Genomic DNA, 15,774 nt, shown 5'->3' with positions numbered 1-15,774 from the left:
GACAGGAGGTTCGCGCGGGCGCGGCTAACCGCGCTCCAGCCCGTCGTTAAGGACAGGCAAAGGTGTCGGACGGCCCGTCCGTGCCCTCGCTCAGCTCGTGGCGAGGTCCCCGCCCACCTCGCGGCGGACTCCCCGCTCGTGCGGGTAGTCCGCCACTTCGAGGCCGTTGCAACCCCCTCGAGGTGTCGGACTTCCCTCCCAGGTCACGACGTGGGCACGTCCCGGTCGATCTCGGCGAGCCAGGCGGTGCCCTTGGCGTCGCTCGGCATCCGCCAGTCGCCGCGGGGGCTCATCGTGCCGCTGGGGCTGACCTTGGGGCCGTTGGGCAGCGCCGAGCGCTTGAACTGGTTGGCGAAGAACCGCTTCACGAAGACCTGCAGCCAGGTGCGGACCTCCTCCAGCGAGTACGCCACCCGCGCGTCGTCGGGGAAGCCCGGCGGCCACTCCCCCGCCTCGAGGTCCTTCCACGCGTGCCAGGCGAGGAAGGCGATCCTGCGTGGCCGGAAGCCGTGGCGCACGACGAGCGCGAGGGTGAAGTCCTGCAGGTTGTAGGGGCCCACGGTGTCCTGCGTGGCCTGCGGCTTCTTGCCCTCCTCGACCGGGATCAGCTCGGGGGTGATCTCGAGCTCGAGGATCTCCCCCAGCAGCTGGCCGACGGTCTCGTCGAACTCCCCGTGGCTGATCACCCAGCGGATCAGGTGCTGCACGAGCGTCTTCGGCACGCCGGCGTTGACCGTGTAGTGCGACATCTGGTCGCCCACGCCGTAGGTGCACCAGCCGAGCGCGAGCTCGGACAGGTCGCCGGTGCCGACCACGATGCCGCCGCGCTGGTTGGCGAGGCGGAAGAGGTAGTCGTAGCGCAGCCCGGCCTGGACGTTCTCGAAGGTGACGTCGTAGACCTTCTCGCCGCGGCCGTAGGGGTGCCCGAGGTCTTTGAGCATCTGCTCGGCGGCGGGCCGGATGTCGAGCTCTTCGAAGGTCACGCCGAGCGCCTGCGAGAGCCGGGTGGCGTACGACTTGGTGGTCTCGCCGGTCGCGAAGCCGGGCATCGTGAAGGCCAGGACGTCGCTGCGCGGCCGGCCGAGCCGGTCCATCGCCTTGCAGGCGACGATCAGCGCGTGCGTCGAGTCGAGCCCGCCGCTCACGCCGATGACGGCCTTGGGCGTGCCGATGGCGTTGAGCCGCTGCTCGAGGCCGGAGACCTGGATGTTGTAGGCCTCGTAGCAGTCGAGGGCGAGGCGCTCGGGGTCGTCGGGCACGAACGGGTAGCGGTCGACCTTGCGCAGCAGACCGATGTCGCCGGCCGGCGGCTCGAGCTCCCACTCGACGGTGCGGAAGCGGTTGACGCGCTCGTGGTGGGTGCGGCGGTTGTCGTCGAAGGTGACCTGCCGCATCCGCTCCTGGCGGACCAGGTCGAGGTCGACGTCCACCACGGTGCGCCGCGGTCCGTCGGGGAACCGCTCGCTCTCCCCCAGCAGCGACCCGCACTCGTAGACCATCGTCTGGCCGTCCCAGCTCAGGTCCGTCGTCGACTCGCCCTGCCCGGCCGCGGCATAGACGTACGCCGCCGCGCACCGCGAGCTCGCACTGCGCACCAGCAGCCGCCGGTCCTCGGCACGCGCGATGGTGATCGGCGAGCCGCTGAGGTTGGCGAGCACCGTGGCGCCGGCGAGCGCGGCCTCGGCGCTCGGCGGGACCGGCACCCACATGTCCTCGCACACCTCGACGTGCAGGTCGAGGCCGGGGACGTCGAGGCACCGGAAGATCAGGTCGGGCCCGAAGCGGACGTCCTGCCCGGCAATCCTGATCCACTCCAGCTCTCGGTCGTCGCCCGGAGCGAACCACCGGCGCTCGTAGAACTCACGGTAGTTGGGCAGGTAGGACTTCGGCGCCACGCCGAGGATCGCGCCGCGGTGGATGACGACCGCGGCGTTGAAGACCCGGTTGCCGTGCACGACCGGCGCGCCGACGACCAGCATCGTCATCAGGTCGGCGCTCTCCGCCACGATCTCGGCGATGGCCTCCTCGACCGTCGAGAGCAGCGTGTCCTGGAGGAACAGGTCGTCGACCGAGTAGCCGGTCAGGCACAGCTCGGGGAACACCGCGACGGCAACCGAGTCGTCGTGGCAGGCCCGCGCCTGCTCGAGCACGGCTGCTGCGTTGGCGACGGGGTCGGCGAGGTGCACCGGCAGGGTGACGGCCGCGATCCGGGCGAAGCCCTGGGCGTAGGCGGAGTAGAAGTCCACGCGGCCACTCTAGGGAAGGCCCTCGCCGCCCCCGCGGTGGTCCAGTGGGAAGTGGCTGTCGTCCGCTGCCACCCGGAATTCGCTGGCACGACTGCCCCGCGTGCGCGACCGTGCTGCCATGGACATCACGCCGTGCGCGACCGACGACGACTACGAGCAGTGGCGCCAGGTGCGGATCGCGGTGCTCCCCTACGAGCGCACGGCCTCGGTCGCCGAGCTCCGGGAGAGCGCCTCGGCCGACCGGCTGATGGTGCTGGCCCGCCAGGACGGCGTCGTGGTGGGCCACGGCCTCGCCGCGCGCTCCGACATGGCCCGCGCCGGCTCGGTGGTCCCGCGGGTGCTGCCCGAGCACCGCCGCCAGGGCATCGGCACCGCCCTCCTGCACCACCTCGTCGCGCACGTCGAGGGACTCGGCCTGCCGACGCTCCGGGCCGGCGCCGACGACGAGGGATCGCTGGCCTTCGCCCACCGCTTCGGCTTCGAGGAGGCCAACCGGGAGGTCGAGCAGACCTACCGCGTGGACGGTCCGGTGGCAGTGACACCGGTCCCCGACGGCGTCGAGGTCGTCACGGCGCAGGAGCGCCCCGGACTGTGGGAGGGCGCCTACGAGCGCTTCGGGCTCGAGTGCCTGGCCGACTTCGCCGTCGACACCCCGCTCGACGTCAGCCCGGAGCGCTGGGCGCAGGACTGGCTCGGCGACCCGATGTTCCTCGCCCTGCACGACGGCGAGGTCGTCGGCTGTGCCGGGCTCGGCCTCGACGCCGACGACGCGACGCGTGCCGAGAACGGCCTCACCGCCGTACGACGCGACTGGCGCGGCCGCGGCCTCGCGGTGCACCTCAAGCTCGTCGCCCTGGACTGGGCCGCCGCGCACGGCGTCGAGGAGGTCTACACCTGGACGCAGGACGGCAACGCGGCGATGCGCGCGCTCAACACGCGGCTGGGCTACGCCACCACCCGTGTCGGCATCCAGCTCTCGCGGCCGACGCGGAGGACCTAGGCTCGCGACGTGCGGATTCTCGGGTCGGTCCTGGTCGTGCTCCTGCTGATGGCGTCCGGCGGCTGCGCCGGTGAGAAGAGCGACCCCGGCACCCAGGAGGAGGCCGGGCTCGACGCCCTCCGCTCCGCGAAGCCGGCGATGACCTCGGCGGTCAGCGCCTCGTCCAGCACCTTCGGGGGGAACCACCTGCCGTGCGGCCTCCACAACGAGACCTTCGAGTACGACATCTCCGGTGGTCTCATCGGCGACGCGGCGTCGTGGCGCAACGGCATCGACGCCCTGACCACGGAGCTGGCCGATGCCGGCTGGGCCCTGAAGGACACCGTCGACGACCACAGCGTCGCGGGGACGCGTGAGGGCCTCGAGCTCTTCGTCCAACGCCAGGAGCGCACCGACGAGGGCGTGGTGTGGCGCGTCAGTCTCACCGGGCCGTGCGTCGCGTTCTCCGACGAGGGCGCCGACCAGGCGCGACAGCAAGGCGTCGTCGACCTCTCCGGCGACCTCTCCGGCGACCGCTGACGTCCCCGGACGACAGATCCCGGGGCGTCGTCGCCCGCCGCCGACGCTGGTCAGGCCCCGGCGTCCTGCGTAGCGTGACCCGGGTGCACCGATCGAGCGCCCTCTCGTCGTCCCGGACCCTCGTCGCCGCTGTCGCGCTGGCCGTGACAGCCCCCCTGGGCACCCTGTCGTCCGGCGTGGTCCCGCCCTCGGCGGCCACGGCGCCCACCGCGGACGCCCCGCGCGCCCAGGTGCCCGCCCTCCGCGTGCGCACCGTCGCACGTCGCCTGCAGCATCCCTGGGACGTCCAGCAGGCGCCCGGCGGCCGGCTGCTGGTCTCCGAGCGCGACCGCGCCCGCATCAGCGTCGTACGCCGCGGGGACCGTCGGACGCTCGCCGACCTGTCGCGACTGGTGTGGGTCTCCGGTGAGACCGGCCTGATGTCGCTGGCCGTCGATGCCGGCTCCCGCACCGTGTGGGCCTGCCACGGCAGCGCTCGGGGCCGCAACCACGTGCAGGTCACCCGCTGGCGCGCCGACCCGCGGTGGAAGCGGCTGGGCCACCGGCGGACGGTCCTCACCGGTCTCCCGTCGACCTCCGGCCGGCACGGGGGGTGCCGGCTGCTGCTCGACCGCGACTCCGACGCCCTGCTCGTCGGCACCGGCGACGCCGCCGTCGGCACCAACCCGCGCGACCTCGACTCCCTCGGCGGGAAGGTCCTCCGGGTGCACCGGCGGACCGGCGAGCCGATGGCCGACAACCCCTTCGCCGACGCCGGCACCCCGCGCCGCTACGTGTGGTCCTACGGCCACCGCAACGTCCAGGGCCTGGCGCAGCGCGCCGACGGCTCGTTGTGGTCGGTCGAGCACGGCAGCTACCGCGACGACGAGGTCAACCTGCTGGTGCCCGGTGGCGACTACGGCTGGAACCCCGTGCCCGGCTACGACGAGTCGGTCCCGATGACCGACCAGTCGCTGCCGGGCGTCCAGCAGGAGGCGAAGTGGTCGTCCGGGGACCCGACGGTCGCCACCTCCGGCGCGGCGTGGGTCAGCGGCTCGCAGTGGGGTGCGCTCGAGGGCACGCTCGCGGTGGCGGCGCTGAAGGGGTCCGAGGTGCTGTTCCTGCGCTTCGACGACCAGGGCGCGCTGGTGTCGGTGACGCGCCCGGGCCGGCTCCAGCGCTTCGGCCGGCTCCGCTCGGTCACGGCCGCACGCAACGGCGACCTGCTGCTCACCACGGCCGACGGCACCGGCGACCGGGTGCTGCGGGTCTCCCCACGCTGACCGGCTCACGGCGCCGGCCCCGGAGAGTCCGCGGGGTTTGAGCCGGGCGCGGGCGCGGAACAAGGTGTCCATGACGCCTCCCGCCACCCCACCGGGCGCCCCCGACCCGGCCCTCGCCGACCCGATGCTGCGGGTCGTGCGCGAGCAGCACCCCGAGGTCGACATCGTCGTGCTGCCGCAGACCCGCCCGGCACCGGCCGTCCCGGTGCTCGACGCCGGGAGGCGCACCACGCTGGCCGCCGACGTCGAGCGCGCGCTCGACGACCTGCTGCAGCGCCTCCAGCACGACCCGCACGCCACCGAGCGTGACGCGTCCTGGCACACCGACGAGTGGGGGCTGTCCTGGTACGAGGCGGTGGCCGTCGTCGGCGACCTCGGCGAGGGCGACAACGTCGCCCTCCTGCGCAGCACGGGCCGGGCCCTCCTCGACCTCGGCTGGCAGGCCCGTCCGGTGCCCGGCGACCGGCCCCGCCTCGTGGCACGCCGTCGCGGCGGGCTCGAGGCGGCCGGCGCCGTGCGGCCGACCTCTGTCGTGCTGACCGTGCGCACGGCCAAGGTGCGCGCCGCCGAGGAGGTCGCGCGATGACCGTGCAGATGTGGACCGCCGCGCTGGCGAAGGCACGCGACGCCTGGGACGAGCAGGCCGAGGGCCTCGACGGCCCACGCAAGAACCTCGCGCAGGCCGATCCCGCCCTGCTGGGCGACGCCGTCCGAGGCGCCGCCGACGCCTTCCTCACGACGTGGGAACAGCGCACCGTGGCGCTGCGCGACCGGGCCTCGCAGCACGCCGACGCCCTCGCCCAGACCGCCTGGGACTTCCTCGTCACCGACCAGGAGAGCACCGAGGCCACCCAGCAGCTGCTGATGTGGGACGACCGCACCGCCGTGCCCGTGCAGGTGATGGGCCCGTGACCACGATCGCCGTCCCCGCCTGGCTGCCGCGCGAGCCCGAGCTGCAGGTCACCGACGCCTCCGACGCCGTGCTCACCGACGTACGTGCTGCGGCGACCGCGGTCAGCGACGTCGCCGACTGGGCCCGAGCCAACGGCGCGCCAGAGGACTTCTCGGGCAACGCCGCCGACGCCGCCGACCATGCCGTCACCGTCTTCGCCGCCGACACCGCCGCCGTGTCGGCGGCGCTCGAGCGAGGAGCGCTCGCGATCGACCGGTTCCTGACGGCGATGCGCGAGCGCCGCAGCGAGCACCTCGACCTGATGGAGCGCCGCCAGCGGCTCAACGACGACCGCGAGGACCTCCTGCGCCGGATCGAGACCGCGACCGAGGACCAGGTGCCCGCTCTGCAGGCGCAGGCGGCGCAGCTGCGCGCCAGCTTCGAGACCTACCACCGGGACCTCGACACCTGGCGAGAGCGCGTCGACGACGACGAGCAGAGGGCCGTCCGCGCGCTCGGTGCCGTCGACGAGCTCACCGAGGGCACGCGCGCCGCGACGGCCCCGGGGCGCGCCGACACCGTCGCGCTGGCCGCCGAGCTGCGCCGCCTCGGCGCCGACACCGACGCGGTCAACGCCTGGTGGAACGGGCTGTCGCAGGCCGAGCGCAACGCCCTGATGATCAGCGACCCCGACCTCGTCGGCAACGTCAACGGCATCCCGACCGGCGACCGCGACGAGGCGAACACGTCGGCGGTCCAGCGCGATATCGAGTACCTCCTCGCCAGGCAGGCGTCCGGGCACGAGCTCTCCGCCTCGGAGCTGCGCTGGCTGGAGAACGCGCAGTCCATCGAGATGGCCGTGGCCCAGGCGGGCTCGCCGGAGTACGCCGCCCTCGGCGTCGACGCGTTCGTCATGGCCTACCAGCCGCACGCCTTCGGTGGCGACGGCATCGCCGCCGTGGCCTACGGCGACCCGGACACCGCCGACCACACGGCGGTCTACGTGCCGGGGATCATGCAGGACGGCACCCAGATCGACGAGAACGGCGGCCAGGCGCTCAACCTCTACGAGGAGACCGTCAACAGCATGCTCGGCGAGGACCCGCCCCGCGCCGGCTCGGTCTCCACCATCGCCTGGATCGGCTACGACTCCCCCAACTTCAACCCTGAGTCGGACCACCTGCTCGACATCGGCGCCTCGGTCGGCGACGTGTCCCACACGGTGACCGAGGCCAACGCCGAGGCCGGCGGGGTGGCGCTGTCACAGTTCGTCGACGGGCTCAACAGCACCCACACCGGCGGCGACCAACCGCACCTCACGGTGATCGGCCACAGCTACGGCTCGACCACCTCGTCCTACGCCGCTGCCGACGGCATGGATGCCGACAGCCTGGTGCTCATCGGCAGCCCCGGCGCCAGCGAGGGCGTGCACCACGCGTCGGACCTCGACATGCCGGCCGGTCAGGTCTTCGTCGGCGCGGCGGACAACGACCCGGTGTCGTGGCTCGGCGGTGAGGACGGCCTGCTGCCCGGCACCTGGGACGACAGCCTCGGGCTGGGCGCCGATCCCGCGCAGCACGACTTCGGGGCGATCAACTTCGCCGTCGACAACGGACAACAGTTCCACGGCACCGGACTGCTCACGACCGGGTTCATGGAGAACCACACCAACTACTTCGACGACCCGAGCCCCACCCACGACAACGCCGCACTCGTCAACATGGCCCACATCGTCTCGGGCAACAGCGACGCCGTCGTCGACACCGGCGGCCGCACCCAGGAGGCGCACGACTACCTCTACGACTGGGTCGGTGGCGAGGTCCAGCACCACGTGGTCGATCCTGTCGTCGACACCGTGGTGGACACCGCCGAGGAGGTGCGCGACGGCACCGTCGCGACCTACGAGGGTGTACGCGACGGGCTCGGCGACGCGGTCGACGGTGCTCGGGACGCCTGGGACGACCTGTGGCCGGACCACTGGCCATGAGGACCGCTACCGTGACTGCCATGCGCGCCACGCTCACCGTCCTCACGATCGTGGCGCTCGTCGTCGGCGTCTCGTCCTGCAGCCTCGGCGAGGACGAGGTGTCGGCCAAGGAGCGGGAGCAGCAGGTCGTCGACGCCGTCTCCGACGCGGTGCCCCTCGTCGAGCGGGCCCTGCGGGCCACGAAGGTGGAGGTCGGAGCCGGTTGGGGCTCCTGCCCGGGCGGTGTCGGCCATGTCTACTCCGGCGGCGGCACCCTCGTGGCACCCGCCGGCGGCGCGGGCGGCCAGCTCGAGGCCGTGCGCTCGGCCCTGACCGAGGCGGGGTTCGAGGACGGCACCCAGGTCGAGGGACACGTGAGCGTGAGCCGCGGGGAGGTCGACCTCGACTTCCAGCCCTCGCCCGCCCGCGGCAAGGGAGCCTGGAAGGTGAGCTTCTCCGGGCCGTGCAAGCGCTACAGCGGCGACGACGAGGACTACGTCGAGGCCGCCAACCTCGAGCCGTCGCGCACGCTGCTGCCCTGAGCGCGAGCGGCCGCCCTCGGGCGTGTGAGCACCACCACAGCGTCGTACCGGCGGGTCGGGTCTAGCCTGAATGCGGTCCGTGGACTCCATCGGGGAGCCGCGAGATGACGAGGAGCGAGCATGTCCCAGCAGCCTGAAGAGACCGCCCCCTACGGCTCGGGGCCCGCCGCGCCGGCGGCCCCCGTCAAGCGCGTGCGCACGCACCACCTGCGCGAGATGAAGGAGCGCGGCGACAAGATCACGATGCTGACGGCGTACGACATGTACACCGCCGCCACCTTCGACGAGGCGGGGATCGACCTGCTCCTGGTCGGCGACTCGGCCTCCAACAACGTCCTGGGCAACGAGACGTCGCTGCCGGTCACCGTCGACGAGCTGCTCCCCCTCACCCGCGCGGTGGCCCGCTCGGTGAAGCGCGCGATGGTCGTGGGCGACCTGCCCTTCGGCAGCTACCAGGCGTCCCCCGAGCAGGGCTACCTCACCGCGGTGCGCTTCATGAAGGAGGCCGGCGCCCACTGCGTGAAGCTCGAGGGCGGCGCCGAGATGGCACCGGTCATCGAGAAGTGCACGCGCGGCGGCATCCCGGTCATGGCGCACATCGGCTTCACCCCGCAGAGCGAGCACACCCTCGGCGGCTATCGCGTCCAGGGCCGCGGTGACGCGAGCGACCGCGTCATCGCCGACGCCCACGCCGTGCAGGAGGCGGGCGCCTTCGCCGTCGTCATGGAGATGGTGCCCGGCGACGTCGCGGAGCGGATCAGCAAGGAGCTGACCATCCCGACGATCGGCATCGGCGCGGGCGCCGGGTGCGACGGCCAGGTGCTGGTGTGGCAGGACGCCTTCGGCCTGCGCACCGGCCGGATGGCGCGGTTCGTCAAGCAGTACGCCGACGTGCACGGCGTCCTGCTCGAGGCGGCCAGGGCCTACGCCGACGACGTCCGCGGCGGCACGTTCCCGGGCGCCGAGCACACGTTCTGACCACCGGGCGCCGCGCTGGTCAGGCCGACCAGCCGAGCCAGCGCGCGCCGCCGACCACGGTCGCGAACCACACCAGCGCGACGGCCACCGGGAGCAGCACGACCGCCCGGGGCCGGCTCGTGAACCACGCGACCGCCACCAGCAGGGCCGCCACCCAGACGAGGGCGAGCAGCACCAGCGCCCACCACGGCGCTCCGACCGCGACCCCGGTCGCCCCGATCAGGAACGCGACGCAGGCCAGCCCGACCATGCCGGCGAACGGCCACGGCGAGAGCCGTTCGCGGACGGCGGGTCGGGGCACGGCGACACGCTAGCCGGTGACAACACGCGTCAGGCGCGGCAGGATCAGGCAACCCGACGACGCGAGGAGCCCTCCGTGAGCGAGACCCCGGCCGAGAAGACGGCAGCCACCACGACCACCGCGAAGAAGACCACCGCCAAGAAGACGCCGGCGAAGAAGACCACCGCGAAGAAGACGCCCGCGAGCACCACCGCCAAGAAGACGAGCACCGCGAAGAAGTCCACCGCGAAGAAGTCCACGGCGAAGAAGGCTCCCGCGACCAAGAGCCCCGCGAAGAAGACCACGGCCCGGAAGTCCGCGGCCAAGAAGAAGAGCACCGCCACGAAGTCGACCGCCGCCAGGAAGGCCCCCGCCAAGAAGACGCCCGCCGCCGGGACGAGCACCGCCACGAAGTCCGCGCCCGCCGACACGTCCGTGGCGACCCCGGCACGCCGCTCCCCCGCCGAGCGCGCCGTCGACGCCGGCACCCAGGCGATCAGCACCGCGGCGATGATCCAGAAGGTCGCGCAGGACACCGCCGAGCGGGTCGCCGCCGAGACGGCCGCCCGGGTGAGCAAGCAGTACGAGGCCGCGATCGCCGAGCTCACGAAGACCCTCGACAAGAACACCAAGCGGGCGCTCAAGAGCGTCCGCGTCGCCGCCGACGTCGCTCAGTCGGCCAACCCCGTCAAGGGCAAGAAGAACAAGAAGAAGTGATCAGTTGTCCGGGGTGCCGTCGCTGAGACCGTCGCCGGAGCCCGGCGCGTCGTCGTTCCACTTCGGGTCGTTGTCCCACTCCTCGTTGCGCTCCTCGACCTTCTCGAGCGCGCGCGAGGCCTCCGCGGCCGACGCGTAGGGACCGAGGCGGTCGCTGTTGCGGCAGCCGTCCCTGCCCTCGACCGTGTGGTGGGTCAGGCAGAACCAGTATTCGTTCTCGCTCATGTCACGACACTAGCGGGGCACGAGGCACGAGTCCCGCGTGTGGCGGGAGGTCGAGTGCCCCCGCGACCGAGCTTGCGAGGTCGCGACAGGGGCGTATCGAGACCCGCTTACTACACTCGCGCCGTGCCTGTCGTGTCCCCCGCAGAGGTGTCTGCGCGTCGTTCCGTGCCCGCCCACATCGCCCGCCCGGAGTACGTCGACCGGCCGACGCCGCAGCGGTTCACGGGCGAGGAGGTCAAGGATGCCGAGACGATCGAGCGCATGCGGATCGCCGGCCGCCTGGCCGCCCAGGCCCGCGACCTCGTCGGCTCCCACGTCGTACCGGGTGTGACCACCGACGAGCTCGACCGCATCGGCCACGAGTTCCTCTGCGACCACGGCGCCTATCCCTCGACGCTGGGCTACCGCGGCTTCCCCAAGTCGCTGTGCTCGAGCGTCAACGAGGTGATCTGCCACGGCATCCCCGACTCGCGCGTCGTCGAGGACGGCGACATCGTCAACATCGACATCACCGCCTTCATCGGCGGTGTCCACGGTGACACCAACGCCACCTTCCTCGCCGGCGACGTCGACGAGGAGTCGCGACTCCTCGTCGAGCGCACGCGCGAGGCCCTCGACCGCGCGATCAAGGCGGTCAAGCCGGGGCGGCGCGTCAACATCATCGGCCGCGTCATCGAGGCCTACGCCAAGCGCTTCGGCTACGGCGTCGTCCGCGACTTCACCGGCCACGGCATCGGCACCGCGTTCCACTCCGGGCTGATCATCCCGCACTACGACGACGAGCGCTTCGACGACGAGATCCGCGTCGGCATGACCTTCACCATCGAGCCGATGCTCAACCTCGGCACGCCCGACTACGACATGTGGGACGACGGCTGGACGGTCGTCACCAAGGACCGCCGCCGCTCCGCTCAGTTCGAGCACACCCTCCTCGTGACCGAGGATGGCGCCGAGGTGCTGACGCACCCCTAGACTCAGCCTCGAGTGGGTCGGCCGGGCGGCCGCGGCACCTCGCGCGAGTGAGGGGTCGAGGAAGGTCCGGGCTCCACAGGGCAGGGTGGTGGCCAACAGCCACCCGGGGCAACCCGCGGGATCAGTGCCACAGAGAACAGACCGCCTGCACCGTGCTCCGGCGCGGTGCCGGTAAGGGTGAAACGGTGGTGCAAGAGACCACCAGTGCGCCGGGCGACCGGCGCAGCTAGGCAAACCCCACCCGGAGCAAGATCAGACAGGATGCGTCCGAGGGCGGCCCGCCCGAGCATCCGGGTAGATCGCACCAGGCGGCCGGCAACGGTCGTCGCAGATGGATGGTCGCCCCCGCGTCAGCGGGACAGAACCCGGCCTACAGGCCGACCCACTCCCCTCCCGGCGCGTCGGACGACCACAACCGCCGTCGTACGCCGTCCGCGAGCGTGGCTCGTCGCCGCCGGTGTTGCTTCTGGTCGTCCGACCCGCCTGTGGATGACCGGAGCGCGACAGCAGGCAGACCGGGCAGGCTGCACCCCATGGACCCGGTCGCCGCCCTCGAGCGCCTCGGCGGCACCGCCTCGGCGAGCCGGCTGCTCCGGCTCACGACCCGCCGGCGCCTGCGCACCGCGGTGGCGCTCGGTCGGCTGCAGCGCCCGGTGCGCGGGCGATATGTCCTGGCGACGGCGACAGAAGCGAGGGCCGCGGCAGCCCGGCTCACGGCCGTGGTGTGCCTGCGCAGCGCCGCCGCGCACCACGGATGGGAGCTCAAGGGGCAGCCCGAGCACCCCGAGCTGATGGTGGGTCGAGGCCGCAAGCTCACCCCGTGCCAACGCGCCGACGTCGCCATCCACTGGGCCAACCTCGCGGACGACCAGGTCGTCGACGGCGTGACGACACCACTGCGCACGGTGGTCGATTGCGCGCGCGTCCTCGACTTCGACGAGGCCCTCGCCATCGCCGACTCCGCCCTGAGGCACGGCGACGTCAGCCGCGAGGAGCTCGACGCGATCGACGTACGCGGTGCCGGCGCTGCTGCCGTACGCCGCGTGCTGCGGCACGCCGACGGCCGGGCCGCGAACCCTTTCGAGTCGGTGCTGAGAGCCCTGTGCATCGAGGCCGGGCTCGTCGTCGAGCCGCAGGCAGAGGTCGACCTCGGCACAGGCGTCGTGCACCCCGACCTCGTGTGCCACGTGCTGCGCCTGGTGCTCGAGGCCGACTCGTGGTCGTTCCACGCCTCGCGCAAGGCCCACCGCAAGGACTGTGCCCGCTACAACCTGTTGGTGCTCCGCGGATGGCGCGTGCTCCGCTTCACGTGGGAGCAGGTGATGCACGACCAGGCCTACGTCCGCTGGGTGCTGGCCGAGCTGGTCCGGCCTGTCGGACGACCAGAAGTCGCCGACCACCTGGCCCGTCCCGCCTGAGGACCGGCCCGCGCCGGACTTCTGGTCGTCCGACGCGCCGGACCGTACGGCCGCACCCGCCCGCCCCTCACCCGGGGCTGGCGGACTCGCTGGTGTCGCCCGACGGCGTCGGGCTGGCGCTCGTGGGCGCCGGGCTGGTCGGGCTCGTCGTCGGGGTCTCCGTCGGGGTCTCCGTCGGGGTCTCCGTCGGGGTCTCCGTCGGGCTCTCGGTCGGCGACTCGGTCGGCGACTCGGTGAGGGTCTCGGTCGGCGCCTCGCTCGGCGTCGGGCTGGTGCTCTCCGAGGGTGTCGGCGCGCCGGGGGTGGTCGTGGATCCGCTCGGCTGGGTGGGCTCGAGCGTGGGCGTGTCCGAGGGCGACTCCGTGTCCGACTCGTCCGGCGAGGACGACGGGTCGTCCGTGGGGGTGGCTGGGTCGGTGTCCGTGAGCGGGCCCTGGTCGGCCTCGATGATGTCGAGCACCTGCTGCTCGTACGCCGTCAGCTGCACCTGGATCTGGTCGAGGGGGACGTTCGCGATGTCGGCGCCGAAGTCGGCGATCTGCTGCCACAGCTCGTTGATGGAGGCGACGGCGTCGTCGCTCAACGGGCCCGGCAGCGTGACGAACAGCTGGACGGCCAGGGCGTACGTCAGGCAGCTGGTGCACTCGTAGTTCGCGGAGACCGCCAGGTTCTGCGGAACCGCGACGTCGACGTCGCCGACCACCAGCACGACCTGGAACGCGACGGCGATGGCGGCACAGCTCGTGCAGCTGGCGGCGGCGAACGCCTCGTTCGTGTTCTCCGCCGGCTCGGAGCCGTCGGCCCACACCAGCGCGAAGGCCACCGAGTAGGCCGCGGTCTCGTCGGTGGTGTTCACCGAGACGGCCTGGTTGTCGCCCTCCCCCGGAGCGAGCGGCTCGTCGGACGGGAAGATCCAGGTGTCGCTGCCGTCCGGTTCGGTGACGTCGTCGCCCGTCTCGGCATCCGGGGTGGTGGTCGGCTCGGACGTCGGGGTGGAGGTCGGGGTGGACGTCGGTGTCGGGGTGGGGGTCGGGCCACCCGTCGGACCGTCGGTCGTCGTGACCGGGGTCTCCGGGGCCTGGGCCGAGGATGCGTCAGCAGCGACCGCGCCGTCGCTGGGCACGAGGACGGTGGCCAGCTGGGGGGCGTCCCGGGTCGGGAGCGGCGCGTCGTCTGGCCACATACGTTGAGCGTTCACCCAACGCGGTTTCGCAGAGGCTCCCCACACCCGTAGGGACTGAAACATCCTGGTGGGACCAGACCCGCGTACGCCGCTCAGGCCGGCTCGAACGAGACCGCCCGGGACCTCGGGTCGGCCTGCACCAGCACCACCCGGACCTCATCGCCGAGGGGCAGGTCGGTGGATCCCGAGACCTTCGCCTCGATGGCCGGGTCCTGGATCGTGACGTCGCCCCTGGTCGGGTCCTTCTCGTCGACCTCGACGACGACGGCGCCGAAGGTCTCGCCGACACGGTTCTTCAGCAGCTCGGCCTCGCAGAGGTCGACGACGGCGTTCTCGTAGCGGTTGGCCCGGCGACCCGACTCGGTCATCGTGTCGGGCAGCTGGGCCATCGCCTCCACGACCCACGACGGGACGTCGGTGCCGGCGCACAGTGCCACGCAGATCTCGCCGGCGTAGCGGTCGGCGAGCCGGCGCAGCGGGGCGGTCACGTGGGCGTACTCCGAGGCGAGCGCGGAGTGCTGGGCCTGCTCCGGCAGCTCGCCGTTGAACGTCACGTAGCCCGCGCCGCGCAGCAGGCGCGTGCAGGCCACGATCATCGCGGCGTGGGTGGGCTGCGCGGGGTCGAGCGTGCGGATGAAGTCGGGGTAGAGCTGCTCGGCCGGCCAGGAGATGCCGAGGGCGCGGGCGGTGCGGTGCAGGCGCTGCACGTCGTGGGGATCGGCCGGCGGCAGGGTGCGGAGGACACCGATGCGGGCGTAGACCATGAGCGAGGCGGCGGCCATCCCGGTGAGGAGGGAGATCTGGGCGTTCCACGTCTCGACCGGGGTGAGCCGGCGGAACTCCAGCTCCCAGTGCCCGTCGCCGTTCTCGATCAGCTCCTGCTCGGGCAGCGGCAGCGACACCCCGCCGCGCGCGGCCTCGCGGGCCAGGCGCAGCTCGCCGACCTCCTTCAGCAGGCCGATGAGCTCGTCGGCCCTGCCTGCGTCGAGGTCGGCCTGCACGCCCTCGTAGGACAGCTTGGCCCGCGAGCGCACCAGCGCCCGCTCGACCCCGACGTCGGTGCCCTCACCGGTCTCGTCGACCTTGATGGTCCAGAGCAGCGCCGGGCGCACCTCGTCGGGCAGCAGCGACGCGGCTCCCTCGCTGAGCACCGGCGGGTGGAGCGGGATCTTGGAGTCGGCGCCGTAGAGCGTCTCGCCCCGACGGTTGGCCTCGACGTCCACCGGGTCGCCCGCCGTGACGAAGGCGGCCACGTCGGCGATCGCGTAGTGCACCACGTAGCCCGAGCCGTCACGCTCGATGTGCATCGCCTGGTCGAGGTCGCGTGCCGAGTCGGGATCGATGGTCACGAACGGGATGTCGGTGCGGTCGAGCTCGGGCAGGCGCGGCGCGGCAGCGGCCTCGGCGGCGGCGCGCTCGACGGCCTCGGGGAAGGTCGGCGTCACCTCGAGGTCGGCCTGGATGGCAGCGATGCCGTCACGCATCTCCTGCGCCGTCACGCTGTCGCCTGTCGACCGGACCTTCACCACACGGTTGCTGGGCATACCCGGGACCCTAGCCGGGTGGTCACGGCG

The 15,774-nt window shown here is 72.6% G+C and carries 16 protein-coding genes and 1 other RNA gene; 12 read left to right on the top strand and 5 right to left on the bottom strand.

What is annotated here, in order from left to right:
• Positions 1–203 precede the first annotated feature (203 nt).
• On the bottom strand, positions 204–2,246 hold the full coding sequence (locus NCI01_RS20415) for an NAD(+) synthase (protein WP_254183327.1): 2,043 nt from the start codon (positions 2,244–2,246) through the stop codon (positions 204–206).
• Positions 2,247–2,364: 118 nt separating this feature from the next.
• On the opposite strand from NCI01_RS20415, the gene NCI01_RS20410 reads away from it, so the two are divergent.
• The 8 genes from NCI01_RS20410 (at position 2,365) to panB (ending at position 9,405) form a co-directional block, all read left to right on the top strand.
• The gene (locus tag NCI01_RS20410; protein ID WP_254183326.1) at positions 2,365–3,246 is read left to right on the top strand and encodes a GNAT family N-acetyltransferase; all 882 of its coding nucleotides are present in this window, start codon (positions 2,365–2,367) and stop codon (positions 3,244–3,246) included.
• 9 nt (positions 3,247–3,255) lie between these two features.
• Entirely contained in the window at positions 3,256–3,765 is a 510-nt protein-coding gene (locus NCI01_RS20405) for a hypothetical protein (protein WP_254183325.1), read from the top strand.
• An 83-nt stretch (positions 3,766–3,848) separates the two neighbouring features.
• Positions 3,849–5,027 carry a PQQ-dependent sugar dehydrogenase gene (locus NCI01_RS20400; RefSeq protein WP_254183324.1) on the top strand — a complete coding sequence of 393 codons (1,179 nt, stop codon included), beginning with the start codon at positions 3,849–3,851 and terminating at the stop codon, positions 5,025–5,027.
• 70 nt (positions 5,028–5,097) lie between these two features.
• Positions 5,098–5,613 (top strand): hypothetical protein, encoded by a 516-nt coding sequence (locus tag NCI01_RS20395; RefSeq protein ID WP_254183323.1) that lies wholly within the window; start codon positions 5,098–5,100, stop codon positions 5,611–5,613.
• Positions 5,610–5,939: a hypothetical protein gene (locus NCI01_RS20390; RefSeq protein ID WP_254183322.1), complete on the top strand. Its 330-nt coding sequence runs from the start codon at positions 5,610–5,612 to the stop codon at positions 5,937–5,939. The genes NCI01_RS20395 and NCI01_RS20390 overlap by 4 nt, the downstream gene beginning before the upstream one ends.
• A complete protein-coding gene (locus NCI01_RS22880; RefSeq protein ID WP_254183321.1) occupies positions 5,936–7,906 on the top strand; it encodes an alpha/beta hydrolase in 1,971 nt (656 codons plus the stop codon). The genes NCI01_RS20390 and NCI01_RS22880 overlap by 4 nt, the downstream gene beginning before the upstream one ends.
• Positions 7,907–7,926: 20 nt before the next feature.
• Complete coding sequence (locus NCI01_RS20380) at positions 7,927–8,427, top strand: hypothetical protein (RefSeq protein WP_254183320.1); 501 nt, start codon at positions 7,927–7,929, stop codon at positions 8,425–8,427.
• 120 nt (positions 8,428–8,547) lie between these two features.
• Entirely contained in the window at positions 8,548–9,405 is an 858-nt protein-coding gene (gene panB / locus NCI01_RS20375; RefSeq protein WP_302182379.1) for a 3-methyl-2-oxobutanoate hydroxymethyltransferase, read from the top strand.
• Positions 9,406–9,424: 19 nt separating this feature from the next.
• Here panB and NCI01_RS20370 read toward each other — a convergent pair whose 3' ends face one another.
• A complete protein-coding gene (locus tag NCI01_RS20370; protein ID WP_254183319.1) occupies positions 9,425–9,706 on the bottom strand; it encodes a hypothetical protein in 282 nt (93 codons plus the stop codon).
• 75 nt (positions 9,707–9,781) lie between these two features.
• On the opposite strand from NCI01_RS20370, the gene NCI01_RS20365 reads away from it, so the two are divergent.
• The gene (locus NCI01_RS20365; protein ID WP_254183318.1) at positions 9,782–10,402 is read left to right on the top strand and encodes a hypothetical protein; all 621 of its coding nucleotides are present in this window, start codon (positions 9,782–9,784) and stop codon (positions 10,400–10,402) included.
• Here NCI01_RS20365 and NCI01_RS20360 read toward each other — a convergent pair whose 3' ends face one another.
• A complete protein-coding gene (locus NCI01_RS20360) occupies positions 10,403–10,627 on the bottom strand; it encodes a hypothetical protein (protein WP_254183317.1) in 225 nt (74 codons plus the stop codon). It abuts the gene before it with no gap.
• A 123-nt stretch (positions 10,628–10,750) separates the two neighbouring features.
• Between NCI01_RS20360 and map the strand changes: the two genes are divergently transcribed.
• The 3 genes from map to NCI01_RS20345 all read left to right on the top strand — a co-directional run bounded on the left by map (position 10,751) and on the right by NCI01_RS20345 (position 13,017).
• Positions 10,751–11,599: a type I methionyl aminopeptidase gene (gene map / locus NCI01_RS20355; protein WP_254183316.1), complete on the top strand. Its 849-nt coding sequence runs from the start codon at positions 10,751–10,753 to the stop codon at positions 11,597–11,599.
• Between the two features lie 13 nt (positions 11,600–11,612).
• An RNA gene (gene rnpB / locus NCI01_RS20350) (RNase P RNA component class A) lies at positions 11,613–11,988 on the top strand.
• Between the two features lie 144 nt (positions 11,989–12,132).
• On the top strand, positions 12,133–13,017 hold the full coding sequence (locus tag NCI01_RS20345) for a DUF559 domain-containing protein (RefSeq protein ID WP_254183315.1): 885 nt from the start codon (positions 12,133–12,135) through the stop codon (positions 13,015–13,017).
• Positions 13,018–13,084: 67 nt separating this feature from the next.
• Here the strand turns inward: NCI01_RS20345 and NCI01_RS20340 are convergent, their stop codons facing one another.
• Both NCI01_RS20340 and NCI01_RS20335 read right to left on the bottom strand, forming a co-directional pair.
• The gene (locus tag NCI01_RS20340) at positions 13,085–14,200 is read right to left on the bottom strand and encodes a superantigen-like protein SSL4 (protein ID WP_254183314.1); all 1,116 of its coding nucleotides are present in this window, start codon (positions 14,198–14,200) and stop codon (positions 13,085–13,087) included.
• A gap of 92 nt (positions 14,201–14,292) precedes the next feature.
• Complete coding sequence (locus tag NCI01_RS20335; RefSeq protein ID WP_254183313.1) at positions 14,293–15,744, bottom strand: RNB domain-containing ribonuclease; 1,452 nt, start codon at positions 15,742–15,744, stop codon at positions 14,293–14,295.
• Between the last annotated feature and the right edge of the window lie 30 nt (positions 15,745–15,774).

The organism is Nocardioides pinisoli, assembly GCF_024199985.1.
GTDB lineage: Bacteria > Actinomycetota > Actinomycetes > Propionibacteriales > Nocardioidaceae > Nocardioides > Nocardioides pinisoli.
This window is presented reverse-complemented; position numbering and strand designations above follow the sequence as displayed.